This window comes from Qipengyuania gaetbuli (assembly GCF_020524765.1).
Taxonomy (GTDB): Bacteria; Pseudomonadota; Alphaproteobacteria; order Sphingomonadales; family Sphingomonadaceae; genus Qipengyuania; species Qipengyuania gaetbuli_A.
Window position 1 is genome coordinate 287929 of sequence record NZ_JAIVLR010000002.1, and the last position, 14721, is coordinate 302649.

Consider the following 14721-nt stretch of genomic DNA (forward strand, 5'->3'; position numbering starts at 1 on the left):
TGCTGGCGGGTGGGCTCGAGCTTCCGTCGAAGGTGCAGGGCCGGGGCGGCCTTCACGCGGATGCTAGGTTGACCGGTCGGAATGGCCGCAAGCCGGGTCGGCAAGCCTCAGCCAGCGACCCGCGCAAACTCGACAGCGGCCAGGAAATCGCGCTTCCGCTTGGCGCGGCGCTTTTCCGCTTCTTCTTCGCGGCCCCATAAATCTGCCTGCCATTCTTCTTCGAGATTGGCGGCGGCCCACAGCGCTTCCGCATCCGAGTTCCCCTCGAGCGCGCCGAGCCCGATGAAGAGCGAGGCCGCAAGAGAGGTAAGCTGTTCAAGTGCGGCAAGATCGAACGCGCCGAGCCCTGCCAGTCGTTCGCGCAGCCGTGCCAGCGAAGCTGCAGCCTGCGGCTTGTGCAGCACGCCGCTGACGCGATGCAAGGTCACTCCCTCGCGCGCCTCGAAAGCGGTCAGCAGCGGCTCCCAGATTTCCTGCTGCCGGTGGTAGAGCGGGTCTTCCGGATCGGCGCGGTAGCAAAGCGTATCGGTTTCCGCATAGCCGAGCAGCTTCTCGACCACCGGTTGGGGATCGCTTGCCACCACGTCGAGCGCATAGTCCGCCATATCGCGGAACGGGAAAGTCGAGGGATCGATCGTCTCGCCCTGCGAACGCCATTCGGCTGCGAGCATTTCCGCCAAGGTCTCGCTTGGCAGAACCTGCGGCTTGCCGCCCTGCGTCTTGATCGGTCGGCCATCCAGTTGGACCGTCCAGCCAAGGTCAGTCCGGACGACGGTCACGTCCTTGTAGAAGCGTTTCATCCGTGCTGCTTCCAGTGCTTGGCAAGGAGGACCGGAATGAAGAAGAAGTCCACTGCGCCGCCCACCAGCAGCACCACACCGACCATCTGCGGCCAGGGCAGTGCGCCTGCGATGGCCATTACGCCAAGCAGGACCATCACGGCGCCCGACAGGCGGATGATTTGAAGCAGCCAGAACCGCTGCGCGGCCTTGTCTTCGTCACTCACGGATCAGTTTCTCCAGTTCGTCCATGGTCTGCGCGACGCCAACGGCGCCTGCCCCGAGCAACTCCTCGGCGTCGTGATAGCCCCAGTCGACCCCTATGGCGCGCACGCCGATATCGCAGGCCATGTGGATGTCGAAGACCGTGTCGCCGATCATCACCGCATCGCCCGCATCGACACCCGTTTCAGCGAGCGCGGCCTCCAGCATGGCGGGATGCGGCTTGGAGGGATAGCGGTCCGCGCCGTGCAGCGTGGCGAAGCGGTGCTTGATGCCGTGGGTATCGAGGCAGGAATGCAGGCCACGGTCGCTCTTTCCCGTGGCTACACCGAGCAGCCAGCCATCTGCGTGTAGCCGCTCGAGCAGGTCGGCCATGCCGTCGAACAGCGGTTCGTGCAGGGCGCCCGAAAGGCGCGTTTCGCGGAACAGCCGCTTGTACGCCTCGACCACCTGCAGCCGGTCGACCTCGCGACCGTCCATCATCAGCTGGCGTACGGCGAGGGGCAGGCTGAGGCCGACGGTGCGCCGGATGGCGTTGCGGTCGGGAGGCGGCGCGCCGATCGCCCCGAAGGCACGCTCCATCGTCTCGCACACGGCGGCCTGGCCGTCGACCAGCGTGCCATCACAATCGAAGACGGCAAGCCGCGTCATGCCGCAAAGCTCCGCATCAGCTGGGCAAGGTTGGGGCTGCCGCTCGTTTCAAGGCCCGTGGCAATCCGTTCGCGCTCGGCCGGAGTGCGTTTTTGCGACAGCTTCAAGGTCGGGCGCCAGGCGAGAACTTCCATTTCGAAGCCCACGATGCCCTTGAACAGGCGCGACCATGTGGTCTCGCTCGATTCGTCCGCCGACCAGCCTTCGCCATCAAGCCGTCCCTCGAATTTCTGGATGACAGCGTGGAGCAGGGCTTCGAGGCCCTCGTCGTCCATGCGCCGCACGCGGCCTTCCATTTCCAGCGCGACGTAATCCCAGGTGGGGACGGTGTCGCGCTCGTCATACCAGCGCGGGCTGATGTAGGCATCGGGGCCGTTGACGGTAACCAGCGCGGTCGCCTGGTCGAGGTGGCGGGTAAGCGCATTGCCGCGCGCGAGGTGGAACTGCACCGCGCCGTCGCCGGTGGACAGCAGCGGGACATGCGCCACGCGCGGCCCGTCCGGAGTGGTGTGGAAGACCATGCCGAACCCGATTTCGTCGATCAGCGCCTCGAACAGGGCCCTGTCCTCGCTCCGGAACAGCGGGTTTGGATGCATCAGCGCTTGCCCTTGGGCGGTTTGGCCGGCTTCGCCCGCGGCTTGGGCTTGCTGGCCGTAGCGGCGCCGCGTCCGCGCCGCTCGCCCTTGCGCGCCTTGCGATAGTTCTTGGCGTGCTGGCGGGCCTGCTGCTTCTTTTCCTCGCGCGACTTGGGCGGCGGGTCGTCGCGCATCGGCGTCGCGTCGCTGGCTTTCTCGTCGAAGCCGATCTGCTCCATGCTGGCGGCGAAATGTTCGGGCAGTTCCGCCGTCACGTCCAGCTTTCCGCCGTCGGGACTGTCGATGATCAGGCGGCGGGCGTGGAGGTGCATCTTGCGGCTGATCGAGCCGGTCAGGAAGGCCTCCTTGCCGCCGTACTTGCCGTCGCCGACGATCGGGTGGCCCATCGCCGCACAGTGGACGCGCAGCTGATGGGTGCGGCCCGTCATCGGCTGCAATTCGAGCCACGCGGCCTTCTTGCCCGCGCTCTCGACCACGCGGTACTTGGTCTTGGCAGGCGCACCGCCTTCGTGGTCGACATGCATCTTCTCGCCGCCCGATCCGGGCTGCTTGGCAAGCGGGGCCTCGATCACGCCTTCGCGGATGTCCGGCACGCCGACCACCAGCGCCCAGTAGATCTTCTTGGCGCTGCGACCGGAGAACCGCTTGGAAAAGAATGCCGCGCTGCCGGGCGTGCGCGCCACCAGCAGGACGCCGGACGTATCCTTGTCGAGCCGGTGGACGAGGCGCGGCCGCTGGTCGTCGCCATCTTCCATATAGGCGTCGAGCAGGCCGTCGATGTGGTTGAAGGTGTTGGTGCCGCCCTGCGTGGCAAGGCCCGGCGGCTTGTTCAGGACGAGCGCCGACTTGGTCTTCTCGATCACCATTTCCGCCGCCTGTTCGATCTCGGCGGGCTTGAGTTCGCGGCGCGCCTTTGCCTTCTTGTGCGGTGCATTGCCGCCCGGAGGGACGCGGATCTGCTGACCCTGTTCGAGCCGGTCGTCGGGCTTCACGCGTTTGCCGTCGACGCGGATCTGGCCGGTGCGCGCCCACTTGCTGACCGTGCCGAAGCCGATCTGCGGCAGGTGGCGCTTGAACCAGCGGTCCACGCGGATGCCGTCATCGTCGGGTGCGACAGTGAACTGGCGAACTTCGTCGGCGGTATTCATGCCGTCATCCTCATTAGCGCAAGGCCTACCATCAGGCCGGAAATGCCGAGCGCAAAGGACAGGACGGCATAGAGCGTTGCGAACAGGTACTGGCCGCGCTCGATCAAAAGGACCATCTCGAGGCTGAAGGCGCTGAAGGTGGTGAAACCGCCCAGCACGCCCACGCCGAGCAGCAGGCGGGCCTGTTCGCTCATCGCGCCGCCGCTCCTGACCAGCCAGCCGGCCAGCAGGCCCATCAGGAGGCTGCCGACTGCGTTCACGGCGAGGGTGGCGAAGGGGAAGGCGCCCATGATCGGCGCGCCGAGCCACTGCGTCATGGCGCGGCCGGTCTGGTAACGCAGCGCGGCACCGACTCCGCCGCCTAGGGCGACGTAGAGCGTGGCGATGGATGGGGAGAGGGTCGACATTGCGCGCAGCCCTAGCGCCTCGCGCGGGTTTGCGAAAGGCGGCACTGCAGGCTTGCCATTTGTAGGAAGAATCCGTATGTGCGCGCCGTTCGAGCCGGTCCGAAAGGGATTCGGCGCGCTTTTCGTTGAAAGAGCGAAACCCTATTCAAGGAGGCAAACCCCGCAAATGCGGGCTCTGGCCCGATAGTCGAGGTATTGAAGTTTATGCAGATCATGGTTCGCGATAACAATGTCGACCAGGCCCTCCGCGCGCTCAAGAAGAAGCTGCAGCGTGAAGGCGTGTATCGCGAAATGAAGCTGCGTCGCCACTACGAAAAGCCGAGCGAAAAGCGCGCCCGCGAAAAGGCTGCTGCCGTTCGCCGCGCCCGCAAGCTCGAGCGCAAGCGCATGGAGCGTGACGGCATCAAGTAAGCCGTTGCCTTAGCTTCCAAGCCAAGCCATGAGGGCGCGGAGAAATCCGCGCCCTTTGCGTATCAGGACGAATTTTCCATGACCGAGATCACCCGCGTTCCCCTCCAGCCCATCGCCAAGGGCTCGCTCACCAAGCTGTGGCTGGGCGTCATCGTGGCCATACTGATCGGCGGCGGCCTTGCCTGGGCCGCTATGCCCAAGGGTCTCGATGTGGAAGTGATTACCGAAGGCACCGGTCCTTCGCCGCAGATCGGCGACGTGGTCTTCGCGAAATATGTCGGCACGCTGACCGACGGCACCGAATTCGATCGGTCGCAGCCCAGCCCGTTCCCGCCGGGCGTGTTCCCTGACGGTACGCCGTTCCCGCTCGAGGAAAATGGCGGCCTGATCCAGGGCTTCGTCGACGGACTGCTGCAGACCAAGGAAGGCGGCAAGTACCGCATCGAGATCCCGGCCGACCAGGCCTACGGCGCGAATCCCCCCGCGGGATCGCCGATTCCGCCGGATGCCGACCTCGTGTTCGAAGTCGAAATCATCGACATCATGCCGCTGCCCGAAGCGCAGCAGCGCCTGATGCAGCTCCAGCAGCAGATGCAGGCACAGCAGGGCCAGGCCGCTCCCGAGGGTGCGCCCGTCGAATAAGGGCACATTGGCCGCTTGAAGCGCGCCGCTCTCGCGGCTAACGCGCGGCCATGTCCGTTACCCGAGAAGAAGTGGCGAAAATCGCCTCGCTGGCACGCATTCGCATGGCGGATGCGGAGCTCGATCGCATGGTCCCCGAACTCAACGGCATTCTCGACTGGGTCGAGCAGCTGGGCGAGGTCGATACTGCAGGCGTGGAGCCGATGACCGCGGTCATCCCCAACACGCTGCGCCTGCGCGACGACGTGGTCGATGCCGACCCGCACACTGCCGGCGGTCGCCGCGACGACGTGCTGGCCAATGCCCCTGCCGCCGAACACGGTTTCTTCGGCGTGCCCAAGGTGATCGAATAATGACCGATTTTACGCAGCTTGGCGTCAAGCAGATCCGCGACGGCGTGGCCGGCGGCGACTTCACCGCGCGCGAAGTAGCCGAAGCCTTCAACGCGGCCGTGGCCGAAGCGGCCGAACTCAACGCCTTCATCGTTACCACGCCCGACCACGCGCTGGCTGCTGCCGACGCGACCGACGCGAAGCGTGCGAAGGGCGAAGAGCTGGGCAAGATGGGCGGCGTGCCGATCGGCATGAAGGACCTGTTCGCCACCAAGGGCGTCCAGACCACCGCGGCCAGCCACATCCTCGAAGGGTTCGAGCCCGAGTATGAAAGCACCGTCTCGCAGAACCTGTGGGACGCAGGCGCTGGCATGCTGGGCAAGCTCAACCTCGACCAGTTCGCCATGGGTTCGTCCAACGAGACGAGCTATTTCGGCAACGTCAATTCGCCGTGGAAGAAAGATGGCACCAATGCCGCGATGAGCCCGGGCGGCTCCTCGGGCGGTTCGTCCTCCGCGGTCGCCGCGCGCATTGCGCCGGCTGCCACCGGCACCGATACCGGCGGTTCGATCCGCCAGCCCGCCGCTTTCACCGGCATCTGCGGCATCAAGCCGACCTACGGCCGCTGCAGCCGCTGGGGCGTCGTCGCCTTCGCGAGCTCGCTCGACCAGGCCGGCCCAATGGCCCGCAGCGTCGAGGATTGCGCGATCATGCTCGAAGCCATGGCCGGTTTCGACCCGAAGGACGCGACCAGCCTCGACATGCCCGTGCCCAATTGGGAAGCCGCGCTGTCGGCGGACCTCAAGGGCAAGAAGGTCGGCATCCCGCGCGAATACCGCATGGACGGCACCGACGAGGAAATCCTCAAGAGCTGGGAACAGGGCAAGGAATGGCTACGCGATGCAGGCGCCGAGATCGTCGACGTCTCGCTGCCGCATACCAAGTATGCGCTGCCCGCCTATTACATCGTCGCCCCGGCAGAAGCCTCGTCGAACCTCGCGCGCTATGACGGCGTGCGCTACGGCCTGCGCGAACTGCCCGAGGGTGCAGGCCTGCAGGACATGTATGCCGCCACCCGCGCCGCCGGTTTCGGCGACGAGGTGAAGCGCCGCATCCTCATCGGTACCTATGTGCTCAGCGCCGGTTTCTACGACGCCTATTACACGCAGGCCCAGAAGATCCGCACGCTGGTCGCCCGCGATTTCGAGCAGGGGTTCACCCAGTGCGACGTGATCCTCGCGCCGACCACGCCGACCGCCAGCTTCCCGCTGGGTTCGCTCAACGAAGACCCGCTGACGATGTACCTGAACGACGTCTTCGCGGTGCCGGCCTCGCTTGCAGGCCTCCCGGCGATGAGCGTGCCCGCCATGCTCAATTCCGATGGCTTGCCGCTCGGCCTCCAGCTGGTCGGCAAGCCGTTCGACGAACAGGGCGTGCTGAACGCAGGTCTTGCGATCCAGAACCGCGCAAACTTCAACGCTCAGCCGGAGAAATGGTGGTGAGCACTTACCGTATCCAGGGCGCAACCGGCGAATGGGAGGTCGTGATCGGCCTCGAAGTCCACGCGCAGGTCACTTCGAACGCCAAGCTGTTTTCGGGCGCAAGCACCGCCTTCGGTGCCGAGCCGAATACGCAGGTCAGCCTCGTCGACGCGGCGATGCCGGGCATGCTGCCCGTGCCGAACCGCGAATGCATCCGCCAGGCGGTGCGCACGGGCATGGCGATCGAGGCGCAGATCAACAAGTGGTCGCGTTTCGATCGCAAGAACTACTTCTACGCCGACCTGCCGCAGGGCTACCAGATCAGCCAGCTCTACCACCCGCTGGTGGGCGAGGGCTCGCTGCTGATCGAGGCAGACGAGAAGGCCGGCATTCCCGAAGACAAGGTCATCGGCATCGAGCGCATCCACGTCGAACAGGACGCGGGCAAGCTGATGCACGACCAGCATCCGACCATGTCCTATGTCGACCTCAATCGCGTCGGCATCGCGCTGATGGAAATCGTGTCGAAGCCCGACATGCGCAGCCCTGCCGAAGCGGGCGCCTATGTCCGCAAGCTGCGCTCGATCCTGCGTTATGTCGGTTCCTGCGACGGCAACATGGAAGAAGGCTCCATGCGCGCCGACGTGAACGTGTCGGTCCGCCGCCCGGGCGAGGAATTCGGCACGCGCACCGAGACCAAGAACGTGAACTCGGTCCGCTTCGTGATGCAGGTCATCGAATACGAGGCGAACCGCCAGGTCGACGTGATCGAGAACGGCGGCACGGTCGACCAGGAAACGCGCCTGTTCGACCCGAACACCGGCACCACGCGGACCATGCGTTCCAAGGAAGATGCGCATGACTACCGCTACTTCCCCGATCCGGACCTGCTTCCGCTCGAACTGGAAGACAGCTTCCTCGAGGAATGCCGCGCTTCGCTGCCCGAGCTACCGGATGCCAAGCGCACCCGCTACGAAAACGATCTGGGCCTGACGCCCTACAATGCCCGCGAACTGACCGCAGAGGTCGAAACCTTCGCGCGCTTCGAAACGCTGCTGGCCGAAACCGCCAAGCAGATCGGCAAGCCCGAGGCCAAGGTCGCTACGCAGGTCGCCAACTGGGCGCTCTCGGTCGCACCCGGCGTCCTGAAATCGCTGGGCGACGAAGCCGATCCGGCCAACGCCACCGCCGAAGCGCAGGCCAAGATCCTCGCCATGCAGGACAAAGGCGACATCTCCGGCGGCCAGGCCAAGGAGATCTACGAGATCGTCCTCAAGACCGGGGGCGATCCGGAGACGATTGCCGACGAGAAGGGCCTAAAGCAGGTCAGCGACACCGGCGCCATCGAGGCGGCGATCGACGCGATCATCGCGGCCAATGGCGACAAGGTGGACGAATACCGCGGCGGCAAGGATAAGCTGTTCGGCTTCTTCGTCGGCCAGACGATGAAGGCGATGCAGGGCAAGGCCAATCCGGCGGTGGTGAACCAGATCCTGAAGGACAAGCTCGACGGTTGAGCGCAAGGCGATGACCTCCATCGTCCTCGTCCAGCCCGAGATACCCGGCAACACCGGGGCGGTGGGGCGCACTTGCGTCGCGCTCGACATGGAACTGATCCTGATCCACCCGCTCGGCTTCGAGATTTCGGACAAGCGGGTGAAGCGCTCCGGCCTCGACTACTGGCCGCATATCCGGCTGGTCGAATTCGGCAGCTGGTCGGACTTCATTGCCGAACGGGCTCCGCGCAGCGACCAGATGTTCCTGTTCGAGGAATATGCCCCGCGCAATTTCTACGAACCGGATTACCCCGATGATGCCTATCTCGTCTTCGGGCGCGAGACGAAGGGCATTCCGGGCGAAATCGTCGAGGCGCACCGCGACCAGATGGTCAGCCTGCCGATGCGCTCGGACAAGGTCCGTTCGCTCAATCTGGCCAATACCGTTGCTGCAGCGGCCTACCAGGCGGTGCGCAAGCACATCATTTGATGCGCCGCCGCCCGTTCGTCGGGCGCATATGTCATTCGGCGAGCCCGCGCTTGCTCCAAGCCTCTGGAAAGCATAGCCCCTTTGCCGTTCTTGCGCCGTTCGTGCGCACAATTGAGGGGACTGTAACTACATGCGTAAGACCGCAACGATTGCGGCGCTGCTTGCCTGCACCGCAACCGCACCGCTTGCCGCCAAGGAAGGGATGTTCACGCCCGGCCAGCTGCCCGAAATCGCCAAGGACCTGAAGGAAACGGGTCTGGAAATCGATCCCGAAGCCCTGTCGGACCTGACCGGCTTCCCCATGGGCGCGATCGTGTCGCTCGGCGGCTGCTCGGCCAGCTTCGTCTCGCCGCAAGGCCTCGTCGTCACCAACCACCACTGCGCGCGCGGTTCGGTGCAGTACAATTCGACGGCCGAGAACAACTATCTCGAAAACGGCTTCCTTGCGAAGGCGTTCAAGGATGAACTGCCTGCCGCTCCCGGCTCGCGCATCTACGTGACGACCGAGATCACCGACGTGACCGGCCGCATGCGCGACGGCGTCGACGCCATGTCCGCGACCGAGCGTTACGAGACGCTCGAGCAGCGGATGAAGGACATCACCGCCGAATGCGAGGCCGAGGCCGGCTATCGCTGCCAGGTCGCTAGCTTCTACGGCGGTGCGGAATACACGCTGATCAAGCGCCTCGAAGTGCGCGACGTGCGCCTCGTCTACGCTCCGGCGGATTCGATCGGCAAGTACGGCGGCGACATCGACAACTGGATGTGGCCGCGCCACACGGGCGACTTCGCCTTCTACCGCGCCTATGTCGCGCCCGACGGTTCGGCGGCCGACTATTCCGAAAACAACGTGCCCTACGCGCCGGAGCATCACCTGAAGGTGAGCGCTGCCGGGCTCGAGGACGGCGATTTCGTCATGGCTGCGGGCTACCCCGGCTCAACCCAGCGCTATGCGACGCTGGCCGAGGTGGAGAACACCTTCGACTGGTCCTACCCGACCTTCGTCACGCTGCTGAACGACTGGATCGACACGATCGAGGAAGCCGCACCCGAAGGGTCGGACGCGCGCGTGAAGTACGAATCGCGCCTCGCCGGTCTCAACAACAGCGAGAAGAACCTGCGCGGCCAGATCGAAGGTGCGCGCCGTGTCGGCCTCGTCGATCGCCGCCGCGAGCGTGAGGAAGCGCTGGCTGCATGGATTGCCGCCGACAAGTCGCGCGCCGGTTACGGCGAGGCGATCTCGGGCCTTCAGGCTCTCACGGTCGAAAGCGCTGCCGAAGCGCGCAAGAGCTTCTGGTACAACAACGCCACGCGTCCTGCGCTGCTGTCGGCAGCCCAGCGTCTCTATCGCCTGTCGAAGGAACGCGAGAAGGAAAACGCCCTGCGCGATCCGGGCTACCAGGACCGCGACATGACCTTCTTCCGCCAGGGCCTGCAGGCGCTCGATCGCCGCTACGAGGCCTCGGTCGACAAGGCGGAATGGCTGATGTTCCTGAGCACCTACATCAAGCAGCCCGAGGAAAACCGTGTGGCTGTCTTCGACAAGGCGCTCGGCCTGACGCCGGGCATGACCACGCAGCAGCTGTCGGACAAGCTGGACGCCTATTACGCCGGCACCACGCTGGACGAGACGGCAACCCGCCTGTCGCTGATGGAAGCCGATGCGGCGACCTTCGAGGCCAGCAACGATCCCTTCGTCAAGCTGGCCGTAGCGCTCTATCCATACGAGCGCGCCAAGGAAGCCGAGGGCGAGGAGCGTGCAGGCCGTGCACAGGCGCTGCGTCCGGCCTACATGGACGCGATCATGCAGTGGCAGCGTTCGCAGGGCATCACGACCTATCCCGATGCCAACTCCACCCTGCGCGTCACCTACGGCACCGTGCTCGGCGGTTCGCCGCGTGACGGCATGGCCTACCTGCCGTTCACCACGCTGGAAGGCATCCTCGAAAAGGACACGGGCATCGATCCCTTCAACGCTCCGGAAAAGCAGCTGAAGGAAATCCGCGAGAAGGATTACGGCAAGTACAAGCTCGACAGTATCGGTTCGGTGCCGGTCAACTTCCTGTCCGATCTCGACAGCACCGGTGGCAACAGCGGCTCGGCCACGCTCAACGCGCGCGCAGAGCTGGTCGGCCTGCTGTTCGACGGCACCTTCGAAAGCGTCAATTCCGACTGGGACTTCGATCCGCGCACCACGCGCACGATCCATGTCGACACCCGCTACATGCTGTGGGTGATGGACAAGGTCGACGGTGCGCAGGGCCTGATCGAGGAAATGGACATCGTCGACTAACGACCGTCCTTCCGTAAACGACAGAGGCCCGCCGGAGCGATCCGGCGGGCCTTTTCATTGCTGCGCGAATGACATAGCTTCATGCCACTTCGGGGAGGGCGGTTTCATGAAGTGGGTCTTCATCGTTTTCGTGGTGCTTTACGTGGTGGCGCTGTTCCTGCTGGCGGTCGGCACCTTCGGCTGGTTCGGGCAGGAGCAGGATCCGCTTTCGGGTGTCTTCCTGATGCCGCTGGGGCTGCCGTGGAATATCCTCGGCGACAAGATCGGGCTGACCGGCGCATGGCTCGCCATCCTCGCCCCGGCGATCAACGCCGCGATCCTGTACTGGCTCTGGAAACGCTGAGGATTGTCAGCCGCCTTCGGGCGGCTCCACTCGGCTGACAGGTGCAGCCTTGCCGAGCGCGCGCATATGCTCGTCCGCTTCGCGCAAGATGCCCATGAAATCCTGGTAATCGTCGTCGAGACAGCCTTCGTTCCACGCGATCTCGGTCGTGGTGGCTCCGCGCGTCAGGCGTAGCGTGCCATAGGCCATGTCGTTCATACGATTGTCGCAGTCGTTGAAATCGGGTGCCGGGCTCGGGAGCTTGCGCAGGATTGACTCCAGCTTGATGTAATTGGCCGCCTCGGGCTCGATCTCGTGCCAGGCCTGCGAAGCGGGCGCGGTCGGTGGCTGACCTTCGGGACGGATAGCCTCGGTCCAGCTGCCCCCGCCATTGGGCAGGATACGCCACGATGTGATCGGACCGCCCCAGCTCTTCACCTCGAAGACGACGAAATCCCAGTCGGGCGCAGGTGGCGGCGAAGGGCTTTCCGCACGCGCCTGGGTGCAGGATGCAAGGAAGAGGGCGGATACCGCCAGCACGGTGGCATGTCTGGTTCGCATCCGCCCTCTGTTCTTCATAGCCGTCAGTTTCGCTCGAAAGCGTAAACGATCCGCGCAGTGCGGATCACGAGGCCTCGCCCGTCGGGCGTCAGCGTGTAGGCGCTGGAACTCGGCAGATCCGCAGCCAGCGCTTCCCCGAATGTCGGGTCAGGGCAGAAAGCGCGGGTCGCGGCGACCTGCGAGATGCTGATCGAACCGTTATAGGTCTGGGGCAGCGTAGCCTCCCAACTGGCCGACCCGCGGTTGCAATCCAATTGCATATTCACCCTTCCGCCGCGCTCGAACGTCAGCGTGTGGCGTGCCTGGAGCTCCGGGTTGAGGCGCGTGGACGTGCCCGAAGTTTCAACATCGACGAGACGCCATGTCGTGCCGTTCAACGGGTGGTAGACATTACCCGGCAAGGATTCGCAGCCGGCAAGGGCCAGCCCAGCCGCCCCGAGCGCTGCCATGCGGTAAAGATGCGAATGCGTCATCGCTCATCCTTCCTTCGATTTTGCGAGTTCGGCCATGACCTTTTCGCAGGCCGCTGCACTGTTGGCGACTTCTTCGCCTTCCGGAATTTCGGTCTTGCCCGAAACGTCCATGGCAGCCTTGTTGAGCACCTCGTCTAGCTGCTCTGGCGTCAGATAGCCGAGTTCCTGTGCCGCCTGGGCGGTCGAGCATATCCCTGTGGCGATTCCAACGCCTGCGCCAACTCCGGCCATCGTTCCTCCAACCAGCGGCGCGGCGAGAAAGACGCCACCCAGGATGCCCACTATGAAGGCGATAATTCCGACTACAGTCTTGCTCATGATTTCCTCCGCTTGGTCGCTTATCCGCCCGTCACCATCGCATCGACGAGCACGTAGGTTTCCGGCCCGAACTTGACCGTCACCATGTCTCCGTCACGCGTGGTTGCGAAGTCCCATCCGGCCGAACCGTCCGCTTGCGCGCTGTCTGCGCCATAGGGTTCGGTGCCGCGCAGGAAGATCGCCCGCTTGAAACCGTCGGGCTTCGACACCTCGATCAGGTGCTGGCCTTCCTCGCCCCAGTTGCGCTTGATGCCCGCCTCGCAGGTCTGCTCGGGCGCGGCATTGTCGAAGCCGCACTTGAGGAGGGTGGTGGCATTGTAATCGGTCCCGGCGACGAGCGCATCGCCTTCGCCATAGGCCGGCTGCGCAGCTTCGCTGCCGGCGTCCGCAGCGATCTCGGTCTCCGCCGGGGCTGCATCTTCCGTTTCTGCCGCGCCTCCGCATGCGGCCAGCACAATGGCAAGCGCGCCGGTTACGATGAATCTACGCATGGTTTCCCTCCGCTGGGCCGGGGCGGGGTGCGTAAACCGCCCGCCGCCCCGTCACCCGATTACATGGCGCCTTCGCTGCCCGTGTACATGATGTCGCCGATCGTCCCGTCGCGATAGGCGAGGCATTGCCACGGCGCTTCGCCGCCCTGCACGTTGATGTAGATGGCGATGGCCGCTTCCGATTCCTCGATCCGGTTGGTCCCGATCACGGGCGCACCCGTTTCGCGGCCGACCTTGGCAGCGCACTTGCTTTCGAGGCTGTTCGCGCCGCGGATCTTGACCTCGGCAGCCTTGGCCGGAGCAGGCGCTTCCGCGGGGCCGTTTTCACCGACCGGTGACACCATGCCAGCATTGGCATCGCCCATCGGTACGCTGACCAGCCTCACGCCTTCGACATTGCCGACGATTTCCCCGCCCACGGCTTCCGCCGCCGCTTCGCTGGGGCAGCCGACGAGGACGGCGCTGTCGTCGAGATAGTTCGAGGTCGCTTCGCTTTCGCCCAGTCGGACGCAAGGATCGCCCGGGTTGGGATACCCGTCGCCGAAGGGGGCGAGGGTTTCGGGGATCACCGCGAGCTCTTCGGCCGGCGCTTCGGCTTCGGAAGTGTCTTCGGCCGCGCCGCCACAAGCGGAGAGGGCGAGCGCCGAAGCGCCCGCCACGATGAATGCATACCGCATCGTCTGCTCTCCCGTCAGATCAGCGGCACTGCGGATGGCGGCCGATGTCGCGCAGGTCGTAGAAGTGACCGTCGGCGATCGTCACCTGCACGCACTGGCGCGTGTCGCGGTTCCACTGGATCGAATAGCGCGTGTTGCCGCTGGTGAAATTGTCCACCTGGCGGAAACCGCGCCGCTCCAGCGTGTCCATGCCGCCTGCCGCGCGTGCGCCCTGCAGGTCATCGAAACGCGCGGTCTGGACATAGCCCCCACGGTTATAGTGGTGGCTCAAGTTAGCTTCGCGTTCCTCGACACCCTTCGAGTAACCGTGGGAGTAGGCGTCGTTGCGGTTATAATTGTGGTACGCGCCGTTGTAGAGGCCGTCCTTGTAGCCGCGCTCGAATTCGGGCGTCTGTGTCTCGTCGTACTGCTTGCCTTCGCGGTGGTGCGACTTGTGGCTCAGCAGGGCGCCTAGGATCGCAGCTCCTGCCACGGCGGCAACGGCAGCACCGGCATCGCTACCCTTATGATGGCCGCAATCCTGATCGGTCGCGTCGTTCACGGTCATGACCTGGCCGTCGCGCGATTCGACAACCACGCAGTTGTCGCCGCGTTCGTTCCACCAGTAGCTGTTGACGAAGCCCCCAGAGCCCCTGTGGCTGGAGATGTTCTTGAACCCGAGACTTCTCAGTTCGTTTTCGGCATTCGCAGCGGGTGCGCCATTGAGCCCGACCAGGGCGCTTGCCTTTTGGGCCAGAACCGGCGTGGCCACGAGCGCCGTGCTTGCTGCCAATGCGACAGCTGTCGCGATACGGGTTTTCATAACGATCTCCTGAGTTTCTTTTTTTGCGATCCGAAGGGCTCGTGAGACGTAAAATTTCCCTGTCTTTTTCTAACCCTTTCCGAGTCTTGCGCAGCGTATCAGAGGTTTTTCCGACTTCCTATTGACCCT

At 64.7% G+C, this 14721-nt stretch carries 20 protein-coding genes; 8 read left to right on the forward strand and 12 right to left on the reverse strand.

The genetic code is table 11. The features are described from left to right. Positions 1 to 107 precede the first annotated feature (107 nt). From LC083_RS09915 to crcB, 6 genes are read right to left on the reverse strand one after another with little or no spacing between them, the layout of a single operon-like run. Positions 108 to 800 carry an ATP12 family chaperone protein gene (locus tag LC083_RS09915; RefSeq protein WP_226700261.1) on the reverse strand — a complete coding sequence of 231 codons (693 nt, stop codon included), beginning with the start codon at positions 798 to 800 and terminating at the stop codon, positions 108 to 110. Next, the gene (locus tag LC083_RS09920) at positions 797 to 1006 is read right to left on the reverse strand and encodes a hypothetical protein (RefSeq protein WP_222554485.1); all 210 of its coding nucleotides are present in this window, start codon (positions 1004 to 1006) and stop codon (positions 797 to 799) included. Before LC083_RS09920 ends, LC083_RS09915 begins: the two co-directional genes overlap by 4 nt. Continuing rightward, a complete protein-coding gene (locus LC083_RS09925) occupies positions 999 to 1652 on the reverse strand; it encodes an HAD-IA family hydrolase (protein WP_226700262.1) in 654 nt (217 codons plus the stop codon). Before LC083_RS09925 ends, LC083_RS09920 begins: the two co-directional genes overlap by 8 nt. Further along, entirely contained in the window at positions 1649 to 2248 is a 600-nt protein-coding gene (locus LC083_RS09930) for an FMN-binding negative transcriptional regulator (protein WP_226700263.1), read from the reverse strand. The genes LC083_RS09925 and LC083_RS09930 overlap by 4 nt, the downstream gene beginning before the upstream one ends. Further along, positions 2248 to 3396 (reverse strand): RluA family pseudouridine synthase, encoded by a 1149-nt coding sequence (locus LC083_RS09935; RefSeq protein ID WP_226700264.1) that lies wholly within the window; start codon positions 3394 to 3396, stop codon positions 2248 to 2250. Before LC083_RS09935 ends, LC083_RS09930 begins: the two co-directional genes overlap by 1 nt. Beyond that, complete coding sequence (gene crcB, locus LC083_RS09940) at positions 3393 to 3803, reverse strand: fluoride efflux transporter CrcB (protein WP_222554481.1); 411 nt, start codon at positions 3801 to 3803, stop codon at positions 3393 to 3395. The genes LC083_RS09935 and crcB overlap by 4 nt, the downstream gene beginning before the upstream one ends. A 204-nt stretch (positions 3804 to 4007) precedes the next feature. Between crcB and rpsU the strand changes: the two genes are divergently transcribed. From rpsU to LC083_RS09980, 8 genes are all read left to right on the forward strand, one after another. Continuing rightward, on the forward strand, positions 4008 to 4214 hold the full coding sequence (rpsU, locus tag LC083_RS09945; protein ID WP_006834591.1) for a 30S ribosomal protein S21: 207 nt from the start codon (positions 4008 to 4010) through the stop codon (positions 4212 to 4214). Positions 4215 to 4292: 78 nt separating this feature from the next. After that, positions 4293 to 4856, forward strand: coding sequence for an FKBP-type peptidyl-prolyl cis-trans isomerase (locus tag LC083_RS09950; protein ID WP_226700265.1), 564 nt, complete (start codon positions 4293 to 4295; stop codon positions 4854 to 4856). Between the two features lie 50 nt (positions 4857 to 4906). Then, the gene (gene gatC, locus LC083_RS09955; protein ID WP_160606178.1) at positions 4907 to 5209 is read left to right on the forward strand and encodes an Asp-tRNA(Asn)/Glu-tRNA(Gln) amidotransferase subunit GatC; all 303 of its coding nucleotides are present in this window, start codon (positions 4907 to 4909) and stop codon (positions 5207 to 5209) included. Then, on the forward strand, positions 5209 to 6690 hold the full coding sequence (gatA, locus tag LC083_RS09960) for an Asp-tRNA(Asn)/Glu-tRNA(Gln) amidotransferase subunit GatA (protein WP_226700266.1): 1482 nt from the start codon (positions 5209 to 5211) through the stop codon (positions 6688 to 6690). Before gatC ends, gatA begins: the two co-directional genes overlap by 1 nt. Continuing rightward, the gene (gatB, locus tag LC083_RS09965) at positions 6681 to 8186 is read left to right on the forward strand and encodes an Asp-tRNA(Asn)/Glu-tRNA(Gln) amidotransferase subunit GatB (protein WP_226700267.1); all 1506 of its coding nucleotides are present in this window, start codon (positions 6681 to 6683) and stop codon (positions 8184 to 8186) included. Before gatA ends, gatB begins: the two co-directional genes overlap by 10 nt. Before the next feature lie 10 nt (positions 8187 to 8196). Further along, positions 8197 to 8655, forward strand: a complete 459-nt coding sequence (locus LC083_RS09970) for a tRNA (cytidine(34)-2'-O)-methyltransferase (protein ID WP_226700268.1) — start codon at positions 8197 to 8199, stop codon at positions 8653 to 8655. Between the two features lie 130 nt (positions 8656 to 8785). Beyond that, on the forward strand, positions 8786 to 10948 hold the full coding sequence (locus tag LC083_RS09975) for a S46 family peptidase (RefSeq protein WP_226700269.1): 2163 nt from the start codon (positions 8786 to 8788) through the stop codon (positions 10946 to 10948). 106 nt (positions 10949 to 11054) lie between these two features. Then, positions 11055 to 11291: a hypothetical protein gene (locus tag LC083_RS09980; protein ID WP_224832070.1), complete on the forward strand. Its 237-nt coding sequence runs from the start codon at positions 11055 to 11057 to the stop codon at positions 11289 to 11291. Positions 11292 to 11297: 6 nt separating this feature from the next. Here the strand turns inward: LC083_RS09980 and LC083_RS09985 are convergent, their stop codons facing one another. Genes LC083_RS09985 through LC083_RS10010 form a run of 6 tightly spaced genes read right to left on the reverse strand, consistent with a single transcriptional unit; the run spans position 11298 to position 14592 of the window. Beyond that, positions 11298 to 11831: a hypothetical protein gene (locus LC083_RS09985; protein ID WP_226700270.1), complete on the reverse strand. Its 534-nt coding sequence runs from the start codon at positions 11829 to 11831 to the stop codon at positions 11298 to 11300. A gap of 23 nt (positions 11832 to 11854) precedes the next feature. Then, complete coding sequence (locus LC083_RS09990; RefSeq protein ID WP_226700271.1) at positions 11855 to 12304, reverse strand: META domain-containing protein; 450 nt, start codon at positions 12302 to 12304, stop codon at positions 11855 to 11857. A 3-nt stretch (positions 12305 to 12307) separates the two neighbouring features. Further along, the gene (locus LC083_RS09995; protein ID WP_226700272.1) at positions 12308 to 12622 is read right to left on the reverse strand and encodes a hypothetical protein; all 315 of its coding nucleotides are present in this window, start codon (positions 12620 to 12622) and stop codon (positions 12308 to 12310) included. A 20-nt stretch (positions 12623 to 12642) separates the two neighbouring features. Next, a complete protein-coding gene (locus tag LC083_RS10000) occupies positions 12643 to 13113 on the reverse strand; it encodes a hypothetical protein (protein ID WP_226700273.1) in 471 nt (156 codons plus the stop codon). A 59-nt stretch (positions 13114 to 13172) separates the two neighbouring features. Continuing rightward, positions 13173 to 13790 (reverse strand): hypothetical protein, encoded by a 618-nt coding sequence (locus LC083_RS10005; RefSeq protein WP_226700274.1) that lies wholly within the window; start codon positions 13788 to 13790, stop codon positions 13173 to 13175. Positions 13791 to 13809: 19 nt separating this feature from the next. After that, a complete protein-coding gene (locus LC083_RS10010) occupies positions 13810 to 14592 on the reverse strand; it encodes a hypothetical protein (RefSeq protein WP_226700275.1) in 783 nt (260 codons plus the stop codon). Between the last annotated feature and the right edge of the window lie 129 nt (positions 14593 to 14721).